We start from the raw sequence: 19,005 nt of genomic DNA, 5'->3' as shown, positions 1-19,005 counted from the left end.
ATAGATCTCTCTTTTTTATTCCTTTATGGAATTACAAAGTGGCATGTCGGTTTAGCAAAAGGACTATTTTTTGGTCAATTTCCTTATTTTCGCCAATAGTTCAATCAGAAGCTCATATAAAATACTATTAAAAACAATGAGATAAAATTTGGCATTGCGGTTGCAAAAGTCCATTCACTTGAACAGCAATTTGCATCAGCAACACCCAACAAGAAGGAACAGCATGATGAGCAGCCTCGTATTAACCACCGCCCTGGCATTCACTCTGAGCAGCGGCACGGTGCAGCACCAGCAGTGCAACTTTCAGTTGCAGCATGATTTAACCCTATCGCCGCAGCAGCTGACCCTGTCTTCGGCTGGCTCCGAGCTATGGCGCATCGACCAGGATGGCAACTTCTGGTTGCAGCAAGAAGCGCAGCAGACAACCCCGGCGCAGCGTGCACAGCTGATGCAGTACCGTGAGGGGGTCTATCAGCAAGGCCAAAGCACAGTGCGCATTGTGGTCGAAGCGATGGACCTGGCCTACAGCGCCGTCGATCAGGTGCTGACTGAACTGACCGGCCGGCCGCTGGCGCAGCACAAGGCGATGCAGAGCGCGATGCAACAGGTGGATGACGCCAGAAGCCGGATTATTGCTGAGCAAGGCGATACCCTGGTGATCCGCGGCAGTCAGCTCGATGCGTTGGATGAAGCCTTTGGCCCCGAGTTTGAAGCCGCCGTTGAAGAAGTGGTGAAAAGCTCGATGGGCAGTATTTTCTGGCAACTGGGCAAAGCCTTTTTCAGCGGCGAAGGCAACTTCGAGCAGCGGATGGAAGCCTTTGGTCAGCGGATGGAAAAGTTCGGCGAAGAGCTCGAAGCCAGCATGAACTTAAAAGCCGAAGCGCTGGAGCAACGTGGTGATGCTTTATGCGAGCACATTCAGCAACTGACTCTGCTCGAGCAAAGTCTGATCAGCGAACTGCCGCAACTGGCTCCTTATGCGCTGTTTCAACAGGATGCTCAGGCGAATCGCCGTTAAACCAGTCTTAGCCAAAACACAGTTCCCAACCACAGCCTTGGCGCCTTACTCCGAATGGATAAGGCGTCTTTTTTAGTGAGCGGCAGGCTCAATCCCCAACTCAGCTCGCAATGCCGCCAAGCGCTCAGTCTGGCCAAAAACTTCGGCAAACTCGTCCAGAGTCACGCCTGCTGCGGCATCGCTGGTGTCGCAATCTGTCCGGTAAAGTGCACGGGCGATGCGCCATTCGGCTTTGACCACGGCACCCATCATGGCGGTATGGCCGCGCTTATCGCGGATGCAGCGGTCAGCGCCGTGCTCCAGCAGCAATTGCACTGCGGGCAATTGGCCGGCATAGGTCGCAATCATCAGAGCGGTATAGCTTTGCTCATTGCGGGCATTGACCGGATAGCCATGCTGCAAAAAAGTGTGCAACACCTCGGTATCGCCCAGGCGGGCGGCGGCAAAAAAGTACTGGTCCAGCTGATGGCTGGTGGGCTGAGCCTGAGTGCCGGGCAATGCCAGCAGCAGGCCAAGGCATAACAACCACTTGTTCATGTGTACTCCTTGAAAGTAAATGCCTGCAAAGCTCATCCAGGTGCAGGAAGGATATACGAGCTTTGCAGGACTTTAAGGGGTTAAACAGCTGACCACTCCTGCCAGTGGTTTAGCGCAGGGCTTACAGGGCGGCAGCCAGTTGCTGCACCCGGCTTAAATCCCCTGCGACGGCTTCTGTCAGACGGCTGCCGTAATCGCGGTCCGCTTTGTAGAAGTGCGACAGCATGGCATGCTTGCTGTCACTGTCACGGACTTGCCCAAGATCGGCCGCCAGATTGCGGATCAAATTGCTTTGCTGCTGAGCACTGAACGAGCGGAATAGCTCACCGGCCTGGAAGAAGTTGTCCTGCTTCTCGATGGCGATTTGTTGCACCTGGCCTGTTAATGGCGTTTGGCTGGCCCGGGCGGCTGTGACCGAAGGTTTTGGTGCGATGCGGCTTGGCTCGTAGTTCACATCCGAGCGGGTGTTGCCATGGTTGGCTGCACCATCCTGATTGTTGCTGTTGACGGCAACCCTCGGGCGGTTAATCGGCAACTGCTGGTGATTGGCACCCAGCCGGTACAGCTGCGTATCGCTGTAAGAGAAAATACGTCCTTGCAGCAGACGATCTTCCGATGGCTCAATCCCCGGGATCAGGTTGGCTGGGGCAAAGGCCGATTGCTCTGTTTCCTGGAAGAAATTATCCGGCATGCGGTTCAGCGTCATGGTGCCGACTTTCACTTCCGGAATATCTGACCATACCTTGGTTGCATCCAATGGGTGGTAGCGAAAATCGTTCAGCTGCTCCGGGCGCAGGGTCTGAATGTACAGATCCCACTTCGGGTAGTTGCCGGCACCGATGTGGTGGTACAAATCGCGGGTCAGGTGGTTAAAGTCTGCCGCCTGGGTTGCTGCGACCTGGTCCAGATCCAAAGAGTTCACGCCCTGCTGACTGCGCCAGTTAAACTTGACGTAATGGACGTCACCTTGTTCGTTCACAAATTTATAAGCATGCACGCCAAAGCCATCCATTTCGCGGTAGCTGGCCGGTGTGCCTAAATCGGAATAGACAAAGGTCAGCATATGGGTGGAGGTGCCGCCATCCAGCGAAAAGAAATCAAAAAAGCGATTGGGGTCCTGCAAGTTGGTGACCGGCGATGGTTTCAGGGAGTGCACCATATCCGGAAACTTGATGGCATCCCGGATAAAGAAGACGGGCAGGTTGTTGCCCACCAGATCCCAGTTGCCGGCATCGGTATAGAATTTGGTGGCAAAGCCACGGGGATCCCGCAGTGTTTCCGGGCTGTGCAGACCATGAATCACGGTAGAAAAACGCACAAAGACCGGTGTGACCTTGCCGGGCTCGGCAAAAGGCGCAGCCATGGTCAGGTCCGATAAGTCTTTGCTGGCGACAAATTCGCCATGGGCACCCGTACCCCGGGCATGCACCACCCGCTCAGGAATGCGCTCACGGGCAAAGCGCTGTAATTTTTGGATCAGATGCACATCCTGCAGCAGCACGCTGCCATTGGGGCCGGCGGTGATGGAGTTCTGGTTGTCACCGACCACAGCGCCGTTGTCACGGGTAAGGGGCGCATCGGCAACGGCGGCCATGCTGACGCTGATGGTTATGGTAAGTATAGTAGGCTTAAACATAGCTTTTCGAACCTTTTTGTTTGGGTTGATCCTTCCTGCCGGCATAGACTAGCGCAGATAAACTGTTTTGAAAAAATGATTAATGTAGATTGAGTTAATCACTTTTTATGATTTATGGGCCAGTATTGCCTGGCTGAAAAAACAGGTAAGATGAGCCCCTTGAAAACATAAGGGTTGCCAGGATGAACAGACTAAAAGCAGGGCTGCTGACGCTGGGCCTTGGAGCCGTGGTGCTGCTTGGTCAGCAGTGGGGTTATCCAGCCTGGCAGGCTTGGCTTACCGAGCGGGAAGCTGCCCGGATAGAGGCAAAAAAATCAGCGCCAGTCACAGCGCAGGCGGTGCCTGAGCGGCTCAATCATCAGCGTATGCTGGCCGATCTAAGCTGGATGGCGCATCCTGATCGCGAAGGGCGTGAGTCCGGCCAGCCCGGCGCCTTAGCCACCCGGCACTGGTTGCTGGAGCACTACCAACAAATTGGCTTGCAGCCAGCCGGGTTAGAGGGCTATCTGCACGAGTACGAAGTGCAGGAACACATTCAATTCAGCGGGCTCTTTCGACAGCGTCAGCGGCAGATTGAAGCCATCAGCAATGCGGCTAACGTGCTGGGTAGTCTGCCGGGCAAACAGCCTGACTTGCCAGCCATTGCCATTACAGCGCATTACGATCATCTGGGGGTTCGTGACGGCCAGATTTTTCATGGTGCCGACGACAATGCCTCGGGTGTAGCGGCCATGCTGGAGCTGGCGCGCTACTTTGTACAGCATCCGACGGAGCATCCGCTGCTCTTTATCGCCCTGGATAGCGAGGAAAAAGGCCTGCAAGGGGCGGTCGCCCTGTTCCGCGATCAGGCGGTAAAGCCTGAGCAGCTGGCTTTTAACGTCAATCTGGATATGTTAAGCCGTGATAGCGAGCGTCAGTTGTTTGCGGTAGGCACTTACCAACACTCCTGGCTGCATCCCATTCTGGATCAGGTACAACAGCAGAGCTCAGTGCGGCTGATGCGGGCACACGACAGGCCCTGGTGGCGGGCGGGACGCACCGAGAACTGGGTCAACAGCTCGGATCATGGAGTTTTCCACCGCCATGGTGTGCCTTTTATCTATTTTGGCGTGGCCGACCATCCGGATTACCACACGCCACGGGATACCAGTGATCGGGTCGATGCCGCCTTTTATCAGGCGGTTACTGAAACCGTGCTGGATTTTATTGTAAAACTTGATCAGCAGCTGGCCGCCAGGCATAGGTGACAAGCCGCTAGCTTTGAGTATACTGAGCAGATTGAAACAATTGAGCATGCAGTAATGAGTGAATCAGTAACCCCAGCCAAACCCGCCCGCAAAAAAGGCGGCTTTTTTAGCAACCTGGTGTTTAACATCATTATTCCGGTGGTGATTTTAAGCAAGTTCAGCGGCGATGCGCACCTGGGGCCGATGTGGGCTTTGGTGGTGGCACTGGCGTTTCCGGTGGTCTATGGCTGCTGGGATTTTGTCCAAAGCGATAAAGTGAATTTCTTCTCGGTGCTTGGGGTGATCAGTGTGCTGCTGACGGGCGGTATTGGCTTGTTGCAGCTTGATCCGGCCTACATTGCCATCAAAGAAGCGGCCGTACCGGCGGTGCTGGGCATTGCGGTGATCCTGACCCACAACACCCGCTATTCGTTGGTGCGCAAGCTGCTACTGAATGACGATCTGATCCGCACCGACAAGCTGGCTGCTGCCCTGGCCGCCAAACAGGCAACCCAGCAGTTTGAGCAGAAAGTCCAAATCAGCACTTACCTGCTGGCCAGCTCCTTTGCGCTGTCGGCCGTGCTTAACTATGTGCTGGCCAAGTGGATCGTGGTTAGTCCGGCTGGCACCGAAGCCTTTAATGCTGAGATTGGCCGCATGACCGCGCTCAGCTTTCCGGTCATCGCCATTCCCTGCACCATTATTATGATGGGCGCTGTGCTTTATCTGTTTAGCCAAATCGGCAAACTGACCGGCGAAGAGCTGGATCAGTTTTTGGTGGGTGCGCCTGAAAGCTAATTTTCAGGACGCAGTCACTTCTTTTAGCCGCCAGGAAAACAGCACCCCCAGGCCACTCATGGCGGCGAACAACACCAGCACCGCAAACAGCGACCAACTGGCCACCACAGCACTGACCAAACCGGTTAGCAGCAACAAGGCCCCAATCACGGTATTGCTGACCGAAACGTAATCGGTACGTTTGTTGCCGCCGGCCATATCCAACAAATAGGTTTTACGCCCCACCCGCACTCCGGCATGCGCAATGCTCAGCAGCATAAACAGCAGGGGGTAAAACCAGATGCTGGCCACCAGCGCGCCATCGAGCTGACTGGCGATGGCGGCAATAAAACAGAATACTGAGGCCAGTGCCGCCGCCAGCAAGAGCACCCGACGGCTGGACCAATCGGCCAGCCAGCCCCAGATGCTGGAACTGAGCAAACTGGCCAGGCTGCTCGCCAGCAAAAAAGCCCCCAATAAAGCGCCCGAGCTGCTGTGCTGCTGCGCCAGCACAATCAGAAAGGGCGTGGCCAGCGCCGAGCTGAGTAGCAGTGCCCGGGTAATGACAAAATGGCGAAACAGCACATCGTCGCGCAGCAGCGCTAAGTTGGCAAAGGCTTGCTGCATGGCATTGCCTCCACCGCTGGTTTCGCCGGGTTCTTCATCAATCTGGCTAAATAAGGTGGCTGCGCCAAACCACAGCATGGCAGCCCCCAGCAGCAATAGCACATAGATCAGCACGCCGGCTTCTTTGGCGCTGCTCAGCAGCCAAATAGAGACGCCTGTGGTCAGCAAACCTGACAGGGTGCTGGCCAGGCCGGTTAGACGGCCGCGTCGCTGCTTTGGGATGGTTTTGCCCTGCACATCTTTCATTGCCACCGAGTTCAAGCCACGGCCCAGGCTAAAAACCACCAGCAAGCCGAGTATCGCCAGGCCAGCGCTTAGCCCCTGCAGCCAGAGCACCGCCAGCACCATGCCAAACAGGCTGAGTGCCTGGATGATGGCACCAAGTACTAAGAAGGGTTTGCGCAGCGCATGCTGGCGCACCCAGGCGCCAATCAGCAGCTGCGGCAGCAAAGATCCCGACTCGCGAATAGGCACCAGCCAGGCAATTAAGGCTGCAGGCGCGCCCACTGCGGTCATCAGCCAGGTTAGCACGGTTTTCGGGCTGGTCAGTAAATCGCCCAAGCTGGTCAGGGTTTGGCTGATTAAGATTAAGAAAAAATTGCGCGGCACTTCGGTACAAGCTTGCTCCGAGATATCCTTGCAGGCACGGGCATCTTCTTCGTTGGCTATCAGGCTGTACAGCTTGTCTACTTTTTCCTGGGATGGGGTCACGCTACCTCCGGATGGTGATTCTGACGAAAAAAGTCGCCTTTAGACTTCAATAGCCTTAGTCTAGCAGGCTAGTGTATTGAATTTTAGTCATTTTTATTCTGGCACTGATATTGCTGGATTTATCGTGTCTTTTCTTTGCCAAGGAGCTTGTATGCATCTGCCCGCCTGGTCCCAACTCTGGTTGCTTAGCCAGATCGAATGGCAACGGCTTTTTTTAACCCGCAGAGGCTGGTTAACCATTGCCGCATCTTGTCTGCTGTGGTTTGTGTTGCTGCGCTATCTGGTGATGCCGCTCAGCCAATGGATGCTGGATCCTGCCATTATCGAAGGGGCTGAAATGGTCGCAGGCTGGGTCGATGTGCGGCAGTTATTGCTCTGGCCTCGACCAGAACTGAGCCTGTTTTGGTTACTGGCTTTGGTGTTAAGCCCGATGGCGGCCGTGCTCTTTAGTGCCGGACAGATTTGCCGCGATCGCAGCCGGGGTACCTTGCGCTTGTACTGCCTGCGTATCAGTCGCAGTAGCTTGCTGCTGGGGCGCTTCCTTGGCCAGTTGCTGGTGCAGGGGACTTTGCTGGCACTTACTATGGCAGCCAGCCTGGCGCTGGCTTTTTGGCAGGGGGCGGCTTTGAGCCTTGAGCTGTTAAGCGCGGCCTTGTTTTGCTGGGTTTTTGTGATGCTGTGCTTGCTGCCTTTTACTGCCTTGATGAGCCTGATGTCGGTGTGGCTGAACTCCAGTCGGGCTGCCGTTAGTCTGGCCATCGTCGTGCTGAGTGTCTTGCCAGTGGTGTTAGGAGTGCTTGCCTATTACTGGCCCGGTGTGCTGCCGCTGTTTGGCTGGTTGCCTGGTGCTCAGATCCCTTCACTGATGAACAGTCAGCCCTGGCAATCCTGGGCACCCTTGGCCCTGCCGGTTGGGCAAGCGCTGTTGTTGTTGGCACTTTCGCTGTATAGCTTTCAACGGAGGGGCATATGACAGTACTGGTCGATTGTCAGGGGCTGACTAAGCATTTTGGCAACAAGGCGGTATTGCAGCAACTGGATCTGCAGCTCCATGCTGGAGCTCCGATTGCGCTGGTGGGTGCCAATGGAGCCGGTAAAACCACCTTGCTGAGTGTGCTTTGTGGCTACATTCAGCCCGATCAGGGCCGGGTGCAGGTGCTGGGGCATCAGGCGGGTAGTCCAGCCCTGAGTGGACGCTTAGGTGCTTTGCCACAGGATGCGCAGTTTGATCCGGATTTTGGTCTGGCCAGGCAGTTGCATTGGTTGGCGCGTTTGCAAGGGATGTCAGTGGCAAAATCCCGGCAGGAAACTGAGCGGGTGTTGGCGCTGGTGGATTTAACGGCAGAAGCGGGCTCCAAGGTAGCTCAGCTAAGCCACGGCATGCGCAAGCGGCTGTCAATTGCCCAGTCTCTGCTGGGTGAGCCAGAGCTGGTGCTGCTGGATGAGCCAACTGCCGGGCTGGATCCGCTGCATGCCAAAGCCTTGCGCGATTGCATTCAGCGGTTAAGTAAAGACTGTACCTTTGTAATCAGTTCGCACAACCTGTTTGAGCTGGAGCAGCTGTGTGGCACTGTGCTGATGCTGGAACAGGGCCAGATTCGGCAGCAAGTAGCCCAGGCCAGCGGGGCAGGAGTGCTTCGCTTGCAGCTGTGCCAGGAAAATTATCAACCTTTGCTGCCTTTGCTGCAGCAATTGCCTGGTCTGGTGTCTTTTCAGATAGTGAGCAAATTGCAGCTGGAGTTGCAGTACGATGCCGAGCGGGCGGCCGATTTTGATGTCCTATTGCTGCAATTGTTGCACCAGCAGGGCATTGACTATCGGCAGTTAAGCCGGGGACAGTCACTGGAGCAACAGTTGTTTCAATCAGACGGCTAAGCCAACAAACTGAAAAGTGTTGGCCTTTGTGCTGTTTACTTGACCTGTAGCCCACCCTTCACCACCACCGGAATGGCTTCAAGCAGGCGGATGTTTAGCAAGGGATTGCCTTCAACCGCGACCAGATCGGCATAGGCACCGGGCTCTAACAGGCCAACATTCAGCTGACCTTGTTCATTGCGCCAGTCCAGCAAAGTGGCAGCGTGCAGGGTGGCACTCTGAATGGCTTGCAAGGGGGTCATACCCCACTCCACCATGTAGGCAAACTGGCGAGCATTGTGGCCATGGGTATAAACGCCAGCATCGGTGCCATAGGCCAGATTGACACCGGCCGCGACCGCGCGGCGAAAGTTTTCGCGTTGCAGTTGGCCGACCTGTCGCTCTTTGGCCAGAGACTCAGGCAAAATGCCCGCTGCTTCGCCTTCACTTAAAATATAATCGCTGACATAGATGTCCATCACCAGGTAAGTGCCACGTTCGGCTGCCATTGCCAATACTTCGTCGTTTAAGAAGCTGGCGTGCTCAATGGAGTCGACGCCAGCCTCAATGGCCCGTTTCATACCATGCAGTCCATGAGCATGCGCAGCCACTTTGGCACCACGGTCATGTGCTTCGGCCACCAACGCCTGCATCTCTGCCAGGCTGAACTGGCTGGCATTCACATCGGTGTTGCGTGATAGCACACCACCGGTGGCAGTGAACTTGATGAGATTGGCGCCGTATTTCATGTTTTCCCGAACCCGTTTGCGGGTTTCATCCGGGCTATTGGCGACACCAAAGCCAGTAGCGGCATAGGTATGGGGCAGTAAATTGTTGTCGCAGTGACCGCCTGTCATGCAAATCGAGTGGCCGGCCACCCGCATTCTGGGCCCGGTAATTTCCCCTTCATCAATGGCATTGCGTAAATCTACATCGGCAAAACCCGCTGCGCCCAGGTTGCGGACTGTGGTAAAGCCAGCATGCAGCGTGACTTCGGCGGCGCCAACACCAAAAATAGCTTGCCGTGACGGAGTAGAATTTAGCCGGCGAAAGCCATGTTGCTGCGGATTGGAAGTCAGATGCACATGCATATCAATAAGACCAGGCAACACGGTATAAGCGGATAAATCCAGGGTTGGGATGGCGCGCTGGGCAGGCGATAACTGACGAATGGGCAGGATTTGCTGTATGCGTTGATCCTGAACCAGAATAGCCTGGCTGGCAGTTAGCTCTCCGCTTTGGACGTCCAGCAGTTGGCCTGCCAGTATCAGCTTATCGGCAGCCAGGGCGCCTGTGCTGCACAGCAGTAGCAACAGGCTGGCTATGGCGCTTCGTGTCATCCTTTACTCCTGATCTGAGCTGGGCGGTGTGCTTGGTTGCTTTAGTGGTTGCTGTGCAGCCAATAAGGCGTGCAGTTGTTGCTCCAAGGCATCTACTTTTTCACGGGTGCGTGCTAACACCTGGCGTTGAACATCAAACTCTTCCCGGCTGATGACATCCAGATCAGCCAACTTTTGTTGCAGCACAATTTTGATCTTACTTTCAATATCATCAGCAGCCTGGCGCACTTTGGCCGGGATAACGGCTCCAATCTGCTTGGCCAAATCTTCAATTTTTTTGGGGTCGATCATAATGGGAACCTTTGTTTGTCTGCACAGAGGCTGAGTATAACAAAGCTTGCGCTGCTCTTTTAGCGGATTTTCCGGTAAACTGGCCGGCCTGCTAAACAATGTAAAATGAGCTCTGCCAGTTCGCAATGAAATTAAATCCGCAACAGAATGAAGCTGTGCATTACATCTCCGGACCCTGCCTGGTATTGGCGGGGGCTGGCAGCGGTAAAACCAGGGTAATTATCAATAAAATTGCTTATTTGATTGAGCAGTGCCAGTTGCCTGCCCGCCATATTGCTGCCGTGACCTTTACCAATAAAGCCGCCCGGGAGATGAAAGAGCGTATTAGTTTGCAACTGCCTAAGCCGGCCTGCCGCGGTTTAACCATCTCGACTTTTCATACTCTGGGTCTGGGCATTTTGAAAAAGGAATATCGGGCGCTTGGCTACAAAGCCAGCTTTAGTTTGTTCGATGATCAGGATTCGATGGCACTGTTAAAAGAATTGACTGAAGCAGACTATCTGGGTGACAAAGACTTACTGAAGCAGTTGCAAAGCAAAATATCCAACTGGAAGAATGATCTGATGCTGCCGGAACTGGCACTGAAGCAGGCGCAGCAACCGGAAGAGCAGCTGCAGGCCCAGTACTACTTGCGGTACACCCAATTACTAAAGGCATATAATGCCTTTGATTTTGATGATTTAATTTTATTGCCAACCTTGCTGCTGCAGCATCAGCCCGAGGTAAGAACGCGCTGGCAGCAAAAGATCCGCTATTTACTGGTAGACGAATATCAGGATACTAATACCAGCCAATATCAGTTGGTAAAGTTACTGGTTGGTGAGCGTCAGCGTTTTACTGTGGTAGGTGACGATGATCAGTCGATCTACTCCTGGCGTGGTGCCAAACCGCAAAATCTGGCGTTATTGCAGCAGGATTTCCCTAATCTTAAGCTGATCAAGCTGGAGCAAAATTACCGCTCGTCTGAGCGGATTTTGAAAGCGGCCAATATACTGATTGCCAACAATCCGCATGTGTTTGAAAAGCAGCTGTTCAGTGATATCGGGTATGGCATGCCACTGAAGGTATTGCCCTGCAAGCACGAAGAGGATGAGGCAGAGAAAGTGGTGGCGGAAATTATTTCGCACCGTTTCAGTAATCGAACGCACTACAAAGATTACGCATTATTGTATCGCAGCAATCACCAGGCACGTATTTTTGAAAAGGCGCTGATGAGCAACCGCATCCCCTACCGGATCTCCGGGGGTACCTCGTTCTTTTCCCGAGCAGAAATTAAGGATGTGATGGCCTACCTGCGTTTACTAGTCAATCAGGATGATGACAATGCGTTATTGCGAATTATCAATGTTCCACGGCGGGAAATAGGGGCCGCTACTCTGGAAAAGCTGGGCACTTTGGCACATGAACAGCACAGCAGTTTGTTCAGCAGTTGTTTTGCACCGGAGTTGGCGCACCGTTTGCCCGCCCGTGGTTATCAGGCTGTGCAGGGATTTGCCAATTGGATCCTGGCACTAACGGAGCAAGTCAAGCGCTCTGAGCCTGCCGATGCAATCCGTGACTTGATCCGGCAGAGTCAGTATGAAGCCTGGCTGTTCGAAACCAGCAATAGCCCAAAAGCCGCTGAAATGGCGATGAAAAACGTCAATGAGTTATTTCGCTGGATTGTCGAAATGCTGGAAGGCAAAGAGGACGATGAGCCCATGACTCTGCCGGAAGTCGTCACCCGTTTAACCTTACGCGATATGATGGAGCGTCAGGAACAGGATGAGCAGTCGGATCAGGTGCAGTTGCTCACCTTGCATGCTTCAAAAGGGCTGGAATTTCCCTATGTGTTTATGGTGGGTATGGAAGAAGGCATTTTGCCGCACCAGGGCAGCATTGATGAAGACAACATTGAAGAAGAGCGCCGATTGGCGTACGTTGGTGTGACACGGGCACAGCGTGAGCTGTTTTTTACCTATGCCAAAGAGCGTCGTCAGTACGGTGAGGTGATCCGGCCTGAACCAAGTCGTTTTTTGTATGAGTTGCCACAAGACGATCTGGACTGGCAACACAGCGCAGCCCCAAAAACGGCAGAGCAACGGCAGGAGACAGGTAAAGCCAATATTGATCGCTTGCGGCAATTGTTAAAAAAGCCGGATTAACCGGCCTGTACTTCCCGACAGCTTTGCATCTTGCTGCCGGCATCAGGCTTTGGGGCATTCACCTCCAGCATCTCTGCGGTAAAAATCACAAAACGATTGCTGCCAAGTGATTTTGCCTGATACATGGCCGCATCGGCATCACGCAGCATTTCATCGGCATCCTGGTAATCTGTGTGGTACAACGCAATGCCAATGCTGGCACCGGATAAAACCTGCTGTTGTTCAATAAGCACCGGTTGCCTGACCGACTCAATAATACGATCGGCAACCTCCTCAACATCCAGTTGCTGTTGAATATCCGTCAGCATCACCACAAACTCATCGCCACCGAGGCGTGCGACTACATCATGCTCACGCACTGCTTGTTGTAAGCGGTGGCTGGTTTCAATCAGGTAATGATCACCACAGGCATGGCCAAGACTATCATTGATGGCTTTAAAGCGGTCGAGATCGATAAAAAGCAGCGCCAGTCTGCCATCGCTTTGTCGTTTACGTTGCCTGAACTGTTGCTGCAGCAACTGGAGAAAGCGCGGACGATTTGCCAAACCGGTCAGGGCATCGTGATTGGCTTCGTGAAACAGCTTCTCTTCGATTTTTTTGCGTTCTTCAACCTGCAGACGTAAGAACAGATTAGTCTGGCGTAACTCCCGGGTGCGTTCAAACACCTTGCGTTCCAGATCTTCCTGATGTTTGCGCTGTTGTTCAGTTGCCAGCTTGCGTTGAATGGCAACGGCAATATGGCGTGATACAAAGCGCAGGATCTTCAATTCCTGTTCGCTGTAATCGTATTTATAATCGTAAGCTTGCAGGGCAATCACACCAATCACTTCATCATCCAGCAGCAGGGGGGCTCCTAACCAGCTGGTTGAGTAGCGGGTGGTGCGTAAGGAGGTGACCATGCCACGGGTAATGTCTCCCTGCTGGTTCAGTTGAGTGGCAGCAGCGCCATCAATCAGTGCCGCCTCACCACGGCGGATAATGTATTCAGTAAGTCCTTTACCTAACGGGCGCTTTGGAGCTGCAGGCGTATATTGATCACGGTAAAAGGGGAAGCTTAGGGTGTTATCGCTGGCATCAAGCAAGGCGATGTAACAGTTTTCCGCATACATCAGCTCACACAATACCTGATGGATATCGTGGTAAAAGCTTTGCATGTTTTTGCTGCAGGCTGACAGCTCTGAAATCCGATACAGTGAACTTTGCAGCTTCTCCGCTGCAATCCGCTCTTTGATTTCTTTTTGTAGCTCCTGATTGGTCCGTTGCAGCTGCCGGGTGCGCTCGCGCACTGTTTGCTCCAGCAGCTCACGGCTGCGGACCCGGTCAATGGCAGTGACAGTATGGCTGCCTAAGTGACCAAACACCTCAAGATCCTGAGCTGTGTACTGTTTCTCCGGATCATAACTTTGAATGGCCATCACACCGATGACTTGTTGCTCCCGCTTCAGCGGGATGCCCATCCAGTGAGTTGGCATGCTGCCCTGAGCCTGAATGGCACCACTGGCGATCAGCTGCTCAAACTGCTCTTTGTTGCAGAGTAAAGGTTGTGCTGTGCGAAACACATAGCCTGTCAAGCCGGAAGCAAAGGCATCTGAGGGAACTTGCAAAATAACTTGCTGATCTTTTTCATCGGAGAAGTACTCGAGTGTAAAACTGTCCGATGCCTGATCATGCAGCACCGTGTAGAAATTTTTGGCATGCAGCAGTTCGGCTACCATTTGATGAATGGCAGGATAGAATTCTTTCATATCAGCAACAGTGCTTGCCAGTTCCGACAGGCGCAACAGGGCACCCTGAATGGTATAAGCCTGTCGGTATCGGTCGGCCATATGCTGCAGCCGCTGCTGATTGGCGTCTGCGCGCTGCTGTGCGCGGGTACGATTCGTTAAGTCCTTCAACTTCGTCTCTAATAATTATTGTTGGCTTTGGCGCATAAAACTACACCATTATGCACAAACTTTGCACAGAGGGAAATCAAAGACCATCGAAATTAGGCTGTTATTTATACTTTTTTAATATAGAAAGTAGCGAAATATCTATAAGGGGGTTCTTGCTGAGGAAGCAAAGCTGGCCTGATGCTTTCAGGCCAGCGTACAGGAAATGCAGTGATTAAATATCTTTAATCATAAAGCGAATGGCTTCAGCGATTTCATCTTCAGAGCAATTCATGCAGGTACCCATGGCAGGCATATTGCCAAAACCCTCAATGGAGTGACGCAGCATCACGTCAAAACCCTGATCGATACGGGCTTGCCAGGCTGAAGCATCCCCAGGTTTAGGCGCATCCAGGGCTCCAGTGCCATGGCAGGCAAAGCAAGCGGTTTGATACACCTGCTCACCACTACGAGGGCCTGTATCAGCAACGACCTGAGCCGGGGCTTCACCATCCAGATACACCTGGCCAACCGGAGCAATGCGTTTACGTAGCTCCTCATCAGCAGCAGAACTTGTGGCCAGGCCAGTGAACAGCAAAGCACATGCAGCCGTCGCTACAAGGTAGATTTTTCTCATCGTTGTGGGTCCTGTTTCAATTTTGTACAAATCTTGCGCCATTATAGCGAGCCCGTTGACGTTGGGGAAGCCCCGTTCAACCATGCCGTGCTGTTCTCAGGCAAGCTCGAGTAGCGCCGCAATTAACTTTTTAATGCCGCTGTTGGCTTCTGCAACCGATTGAGCCAGCATGTAAGCTGGGGTGGAAACTACCTTTGCCTGATGATCCACCACAATATCCTGTACCTGGCACTGAACATGCTGTGCCCCCAGGCTCTCCAGCGCAGCGGCTGTATCCGTATCGGTACCAATGGTCAAACTTACCGGCTGTGGATAAATGAGTGGGATTAGCGCTGGAGCTATGCAGATAAAGCCGACCGGCTTGTCTGCCGCTGCAAATGCCTGGATGCATCGCTTCAGCTCCGGTAAGACAGTGGCCCCAGCACCCTGAAGCGCAAAGTCCGACAGATTTTTTGCCGCGCCAAAGCCACCGGGCAATACCAGAGCATCAAAGTCTGTGGCGACTAATTCCGTCAGAGGCTTAATCGCGCCTCTGGCAATACGGGCAGCTTCCACCAGCACATTGCGTTGTTCGGTCATTTCTTCGCCCGTCAGATGATTGATCACATGGTGTTGGGTAACATCCGGGGCAAAACACTGGTAACTGGCATGCTGCAGCTCAAGGTGCAACAAGGTGAGCACTGACTCATGGATCTCTGCGCCGTCGTATACGCCGCAGCCACTTAGAATAACCGCTACTTTCTTCATTATCGCCTCCTGTAAATCATTGTTTATAATGGCTTATAGCAAAGCATTCTTAAACCGATTTTCTTAAGCTAAAATTATTTAAAAAAATGGCTGGCCTGGTTCTCTTTCTGTGATAGTCTACACAACCGCTGACGATGCGTCTGCTGGTTTTTTCTGATCGCCATCAGCTGCCATCAGAAATAATTTTCCACACGATGGAATAAAAAAAATAATAAGGGTTCCAGCTGTTCTCCCTGTTAAATACATTAATACTTTCAATAAGTTACCTGGTGCGAATTTAGCGTTGACCAGCACATTCCTACACCTTCAACTTATCTTTTGCACAAAGTTATCCACAGATTGTCCGGGCGAGGCTACTTTGAACTTGCCACAGTGATCCTGACTATATCCCTTACCCTGCCTGTAGTATGATTCTAACCTAAGCATGACACCTATTGGCAAAAGTACAGGATGCACTATGGCTTCACACCCGGATACTCCTCTTGTTTTAGTAGATGGCTCCTCTTATCTGTTTCGGGCGTATCACGCCCCGCCTCACCTGACCAACTCAAAAGGTGAAGCCACAGGAGCTATTTACGGCGTGGTCAACATGCTGAAAAGCTTACTTAAACAATATCGGCCTGAGCAAATGGCGGTGGTTTTTGATGCCAAAGGACCAACCTTTCGTAACGAGCTTTATGCCGATTACAAAGCGCACCGGCCACCTATGCCAGATGATTTGCGCAATCAGATCGCGCCATTGCATCAAATTATTCAGGCTATGGGTCTGCCACTGTTGTGTATTTCCGGGGTAGAGGCCGATGATGTGATTGGTACCCTGGCCAGAGCCGCCAGTGCGATTGGGCGCGATACGGTGATCTCAACGGGTGATAAAGACATGGCACAACTGGTCGATCAGCATGTCACCCTGATCAATACCATGACTAATACTGTGCTGGATCCAGCGGGTGTGGAAGCAAAATTCGGAGTGCCACCGGAGTTGATTATTGATTATCTGGCATTGGTAGGAGATAAATCAGACAACATTCCCGGCTTGCCGGGAGTGGGCGATAAAACGGCTACGGCCATGTTGCAGGGCATTGGCGGCATTTCAGCCTTGTTAGCTCAGCCGGAGAAGCTGGCTGAACTCAATTTCCGTGGCGCCAAAACCATGGCAGAAAAGCTACTGGCACATCAGCAGCAGGTGGAGCTGTCGTATCTACTGGCTACCATCAAAACCGATGTTGAGTTGCCCTACCAACTGGATGATTTAACCATACAACCAGCGAACACCTCTGCTTTAGCTGAGCTGTACAAAGTTTGCGAGTTTAATCGCTGGCTGAAAGAATTGCTCAGTAGTGACACTGAGCCATCCAGCAATAAAGTCGATGCCGCAGCACTGGAGCAGGAGGCTGAGCAACCGGTGGCTGTCAGCCTGGATCAGTCGGGCTATCAAACTGTGCTGAGTGAGCAGGCGTTTGAACAGTTAATGCATGAGCTGGCGCACAGTGAGCTGACGGCATTCGACACCGAAACCACCAGCCTGGATTATATGGAGGCAGAGCTGGTTGGTCTGTCTTTTGCGACCGAGCCAGGTAAAGCCTGGTATTTACCCTTGGCGCACGATTACCTGGATGCGCCGGCACAGCTGGATAAAGAGTGGGCGCTGGCCAGATTAAAGCCGTGGCTGGAAGATGCAGGCAAAGCCAAAGTGGGGCAGAACCTGAAATACGATCAAAGCGTATTGGCACGCTACAGCATTGCTTTACAGGGCATCGCCTTTGATACCATGCTGGAGTCGTACGTGTTGAACAGTGTGGGCTCCCGCCACGACATGGACAGTCTGGCGTTGAAATACTTAGGCCACAATACCATTAGCTTTAACGATATTGCCGGCAAGGGCGCCAAACAGCTGACCTTTAACCAGGTTGAACTGGAACAAGCCAGTCGTTATGCCGCAGAAGATGCTGATGTCACCTTGCGTCTGCATCAGACTTTATGGCCACAGCTGCAACAAACGCCATCGCTGCTACAGGTACTGCAGGATATTGAAATGCCATTGGTACCGATTTTATCAGCGATGGAACGGCATGGTGTCCTGATTGATGCCAGTTTATTGCGTCAGCAAAGCCAGCAACTAGCTGTACGGCTGGCAGAACTGGAACAACAGGCACACCAATTAGCAGGGCAAGAGTTCAATCTGGCTTCGCCAAAACAGCTGCAGCACATTTTGTTTGAGCAACAACAATTACCGGTTTTGAAGAAAACCCCAAAAGGGACTCCATCCACTGCAGAAGAGGTATTGCAGGAGCTGGCGCATGACTACGAGCTGCCGCGCTTGCTGATGGAGCACCGTGCGCTCAGTAAACTTAAATCCACCTATACTGACAAGCTGCCAAAAATGGTAAAAGCATCAGGGCGGGTGCATACATCCTATCACCAGGCTGTAGCAGCCACCGGCCGGTTAAGTTCAACTGAGCCGAACTTACAGAATATCCCTATTCGCAGTGAAGAAGGTCGGCGCATTCGGCACGCCTTTATTGCCCCACAGGGTAAAAAAATACTCGCTATTGATTACTCGCAGATTGAACTGCGTATTATGGCGCACCTTTCAGGTGATAAAGCACTGCTGGATGCTTTTGCAGCCGGGTTGGATATTCACAAGGCTACCGCTGCGGAGGTGTTTGCCGTGCCTTTGGCGGAGGTGACCTCGGAGCAACGTCGTCGCGCCAAAGCGGTAAACTTTGGGCTGATTTATGGCATGTCAGCTTTTGGCCTGGCACGTCAGCTGGATATTGGTCGTCAGGAAGCTCAGCAATATGTGGATCGTTACTTTGAGCGTTTCCCGGGGGTGTTGGCTTACATGGAGCGAACCCGCAAGCAGGCTCATGAGCAGGGTTTTGTTGAAACCATTTTTGGTCGTCGTCTGTACCTGCCGGAAATCAATGCCCGTAATATGGCCAGGAAAAAAGCCTCTGAGCGTGCAGCCATCAATGCACCGATGCAAGGGACAGCTGCTGATATCATTAAACGAGCGATGATAGATGTTGCAGCTTACCTGGAACAGCACAGTGAGCTGCAAGCGGTGATGATCATGCAGGTGCACGATGAACTGGTGTTTGAAGTAGCCTGTGAGCAAGTTGACACTGCAGCCCGTGAGCTGGCGACAGTGATGGAGCAGGCCGCCAGGTTGAATGTGCCGTTATTGGCAGAGGCTGGCTTTGGCGATAATTGGCAGCAAGCGCATTAAACAGAGCCGACAGCACGGCCATGGCATGGTAATTTTATTACCGCAATATGGCTTACAAAGGCTGAAAAATGATTTTTTGTAGTTTTTTTACCAAACCTGCTTGATTTTTTAGCAGTGCACGCTAACATAGAAAGGGTAGGGTACAGAGGTAAGATGTTCTATCTTTCAGTGTCAGAACCCGGTTCTACACCAGAAGGTAAGCTTACTATTAGCCGCTCCACTGCTTGCAGTGGAGCGTTTTTTTTATGTCCGGCGGGAAAACAAGAATAATTTTTTAGAGTAAATACTTCAAACTGGTATTTTTTTGTAGTATCATTACAACGTCTCGATTGAGACACCCTGTTGATTTGAACTAATAGC

15 protein-coding genes are annotated in these 19,005 nt (G+C 52.6%); 7 read left to right on the top strand and 8 right to left on the bottom strand.

Features of this window, described 5'->3' with window-relative positions; translation table 11 throughout:
• Positions 1-223 precede the first annotated feature (223 nt).
• A complete protein-coding gene (locus QWF21_RS08700; RefSeq protein WP_330087662.1) occupies positions 224-1,018 on the top strand; it encodes a DUF2884 family protein in 795 nt (264 codons plus the stop codon).
• A gap of 72 nt (positions 1,019-1,090) precedes the next feature.
• On the opposite strand, the gene QWF21_RS08695 is transcribed toward QWF21_RS08700, so the two are convergent.
• Both QWF21_RS08695 and QWF21_RS08690 read right to left on the bottom strand, forming a co-directional pair.
• The gene (locus QWF21_RS08695) at positions 1,091-1,555 is read right to left on the bottom strand and encodes an ankyrin repeat domain-containing protein (protein WP_330087661.1); all 465 of its coding nucleotides are present in this window, start codon (positions 1,553-1,555) and stop codon (positions 1,091-1,093) included.
• 121 nt (positions 1,556-1,676) lie between these two features.
• Positions 1,677-3,191 carry a catalase gene (locus QWF21_RS08690; RefSeq protein WP_407935277.1) on the bottom strand — a complete coding sequence of 505 codons (1,515 nt, stop codon included), beginning with the start codon at positions 3,189-3,191 and terminating at the stop codon, positions 1,677-1,679.
• Positions 3,192-3,373: 182 nt separating this feature from the next.
• On the opposite strand from QWF21_RS08690, the gene QWF21_RS08685 reads away from it, so the two are divergent.
• Entirely contained in the window at positions 3,374-4,438 is a 1,065-nt protein-coding gene (locus tag QWF21_RS08685) for a M28 family peptidase (RefSeq protein ID WP_330087660.1), read from the top strand.
• A 54-nt stretch (positions 4,439-4,492) separates the two neighbouring features.
• A complete protein-coding gene (locus QWF21_RS08680) occupies positions 4,493-5,215 on the top strand; it encodes a VC0807 family protein (RefSeq protein ID WP_305946106.1) in 723 nt (240 codons plus the stop codon).
• Between the two features lie 3 nt (positions 5,216-5,218).
• Here QWF21_RS08680 and QWF21_RS08675 read toward each other — a convergent pair whose 3' ends face one another.
• Positions 5,219-6,532, bottom strand: coding sequence for an MFS transporter (locus QWF21_RS08675; protein WP_330087659.1), 1,314 nt, complete (start codon positions 6,530-6,532; stop codon positions 5,219-5,221).
• Positions 6,533-6,683: 151 nt separating this feature from the next.
• Here QWF21_RS08675 and QWF21_RS08670 point away from each other — a divergent pair, with 151 nt between their 5' ends.
• Both QWF21_RS08670 and QWF21_RS08665 read left to right on the top strand, forming a co-directional pair.
• The gene (locus QWF21_RS08670; protein ID WP_330087658.1) at positions 6,684-7,505 is read left to right on the top strand and encodes an ABC transporter permease; all 822 of its coding nucleotides are present in this window, start codon (positions 6,684-6,686) and stop codon (positions 7,503-7,505) included.
• On the top strand, positions 7,502-8,407 hold the full coding sequence (locus QWF21_RS08665; RefSeq protein WP_330087657.1) for an ABC transporter ATP-binding protein: 906 nt from the start codon (positions 7,502-7,504) through the stop codon (positions 8,405-8,407). Before QWF21_RS08670 ends, QWF21_RS08665 begins: the two co-directional genes overlap by 4 nt.
• Before the next feature lie 35 nt (positions 8,408-8,442).
• Here QWF21_RS08665 and QWF21_RS08660 read toward each other — a convergent pair whose 3' ends face one another.
• Both QWF21_RS08660 and ubiK read right to left on the bottom strand, forming a co-directional pair.
• Positions 8,443-9,726: a Xaa-Pro dipeptidase gene (locus QWF21_RS08660; protein ID WP_330087656.1), complete on the bottom strand. Its 1,284-nt coding sequence runs from the start codon at positions 9,724-9,726 to the stop codon at positions 8,443-8,445.
• A 3-nt stretch (positions 9,727-9,729) separates the two neighbouring features.
• Positions 9,730-10,017 carry a ubiquinone biosynthesis accessory factor UbiK gene (ubiK, locus tag QWF21_RS08655; RefSeq protein ID WP_330087655.1) on the bottom strand — a complete coding sequence of 96 codons (288 nt, stop codon included), beginning with the start codon at positions 10,015-10,017 and terminating at the stop codon, positions 9,730-9,732.
• Between the two features lie 125 nt (positions 10,018-10,142).
• On the opposite strand from ubiK, the gene rep reads away from it, so the two are divergent.
• Complete coding sequence (gene rep, locus QWF21_RS08650) at positions 10,143-12,161, top strand: DNA helicase Rep (RefSeq protein WP_330087654.1); 2,019 nt, start codon at positions 10,143-10,145, stop codon at positions 12,159-12,161.
• On the opposite strand, the gene QWF21_RS08645 is transcribed toward rep, so the two are convergent.
• From QWF21_RS08645 to elbB, 3 genes are all read right to left on the bottom strand, one after another.
• Positions 12,158-14,056: a sensor domain-containing diguanylate cyclase gene (locus QWF21_RS08645; RefSeq protein WP_330087653.1), complete on the bottom strand. Its 1,899-nt coding sequence runs from the start codon at positions 14,054-14,056 to the stop codon at positions 12,158-12,160. The two genes, rep and QWF21_RS08645, sit on opposite strands and share 4 nt — an antisense overlap.
• A 211-nt stretch (positions 14,057-14,267) precedes the next feature.
• Positions 14,268-14,669, bottom strand: a complete 402-nt coding sequence (locus QWF21_RS08640; protein WP_330087652.1) for a c-type cytochrome — start codon at positions 14,667-14,669, stop codon at positions 14,268-14,270.
• A 96-nt stretch (positions 14,670-14,765) separates the two neighbouring features.
• Entirely contained in the window at positions 14,766-15,416 is a 651-nt protein-coding gene (gene elbB / locus QWF21_RS08635; RefSeq protein WP_330087651.1) for an isoprenoid biosynthesis glyoxalase ElbB, read from the bottom strand.
• A 457-nt stretch (positions 15,417-15,873) separates the two neighbouring features.
• Here elbB and polA point away from each other — a divergent pair, with 457 nt between their 5' ends.
• Complete coding sequence (gene polA, locus QWF21_RS08630; RefSeq protein WP_330087650.1) at positions 15,874-18,645, top strand: DNA polymerase I; 2,772 nt, start codon at positions 15,874-15,876, stop codon at positions 18,643-18,645.
• The last annotated feature ends 360 nt before the right edge of the window (positions 18,646-19,005 follow it).

Source organism: Alkalimonas mucilaginosa, assembly GCF_036327005.1.
In the GTDB taxonomy this organism is placed as follows: domain Bacteria; phylum Pseudomonadota; class Gammaproteobacteria; order Enterobacterales; family Alteromonadaceae; genus Alkalimonas; species Alkalimonas mucilaginosa.
The sequence above is the reverse complement of the archived record's forward strand: the minus strand, read 5'-3'. Positions and strand labels throughout refer to the sequence as shown.

Coding starts and splice junctions, on each gene's coding strand:
- QWF21_RS08700 (WP_330087662.1), top strand. CDS start 224: ATGATGAGCAGCCTCGTATTAACCACCGCCCTGGCATTCACTCTGAGC.
- QWF21_RS08695 (WP_330087661.1), bottom strand. CDS start 1,555: ATGAACAAGTGGTTGTTATGCCTTGGCCTGCTGCTGGCATTGCCCGGC.
- QWF21_RS08690 (WP_407935277.1), bottom strand. CDS start 3,191: ATGTTTAAGCCTACTATACTTACCATAACCATCAGCGTCAGCATGGCC.
- QWF21_RS08685 (WP_330087660.1), top strand. CDS start 3,374: ATGAACAGACTAAAAGCAGGGCTGCTGACGCTGGGCCTTGGAGCCGTG.
- QWF21_RS08680 (WP_305946106.1), top strand. CDS start 4,493: ATGAGTGAATCAGTAACCCCAGCCAAACCCGCCCGCAAAAAAGGCGGC.
- QWF21_RS08670 (WP_330087658.1), top strand. CDS start 6,684: ATGCATCTGCCCGCCTGGTCCCAACTCTGGTTGCTTAGCCAGATCGAA.
- QWF21_RS08665 (WP_330087657.1), top strand. CDS start 7,502: ATGACAGTACTGGTCGATTGTCAGGGGCTGACTAAGCATTTTGGCAAC.
- QWF21_RS08660 (WP_330087656.1), bottom strand. CDS start 9,726: ATGACACGAAGCGCCATAGCCAGCCTGTTGCTACTGCTGTGCAGCACA.
- ubiK (WP_330087655.1), bottom strand. CDS start 10,017: ATGATCGACCCCAAAAAAATTGAAGATTTGGCCAAGCAGATTGGAGCC.
- rep (WP_330087654.1), top strand. CDS start 10,143: ATGAAATTAAATCCGCAACAGAATGAAGCTGTGCATTACATCTCCGGA.
- QWF21_RS08640 (WP_330087652.1), bottom strand. CDS start 14,669: ATGAGAAAAATCTACCTTGTAGCGACGGCTGCATGTGCTTTGCTGTTC.
- elbB (WP_330087651.1), bottom strand. CDS start 15,416: ATGAAGAAAGTAGCGGTTATTCTAAGTGGCTGCGGCGTATACGACGGC.
- polA (WP_330087650.1), top strand. CDS start 15,874: ATGGCTTCACACCCGGATACTCCTCTTGTTTTAGTAGATGGCTCCTCT.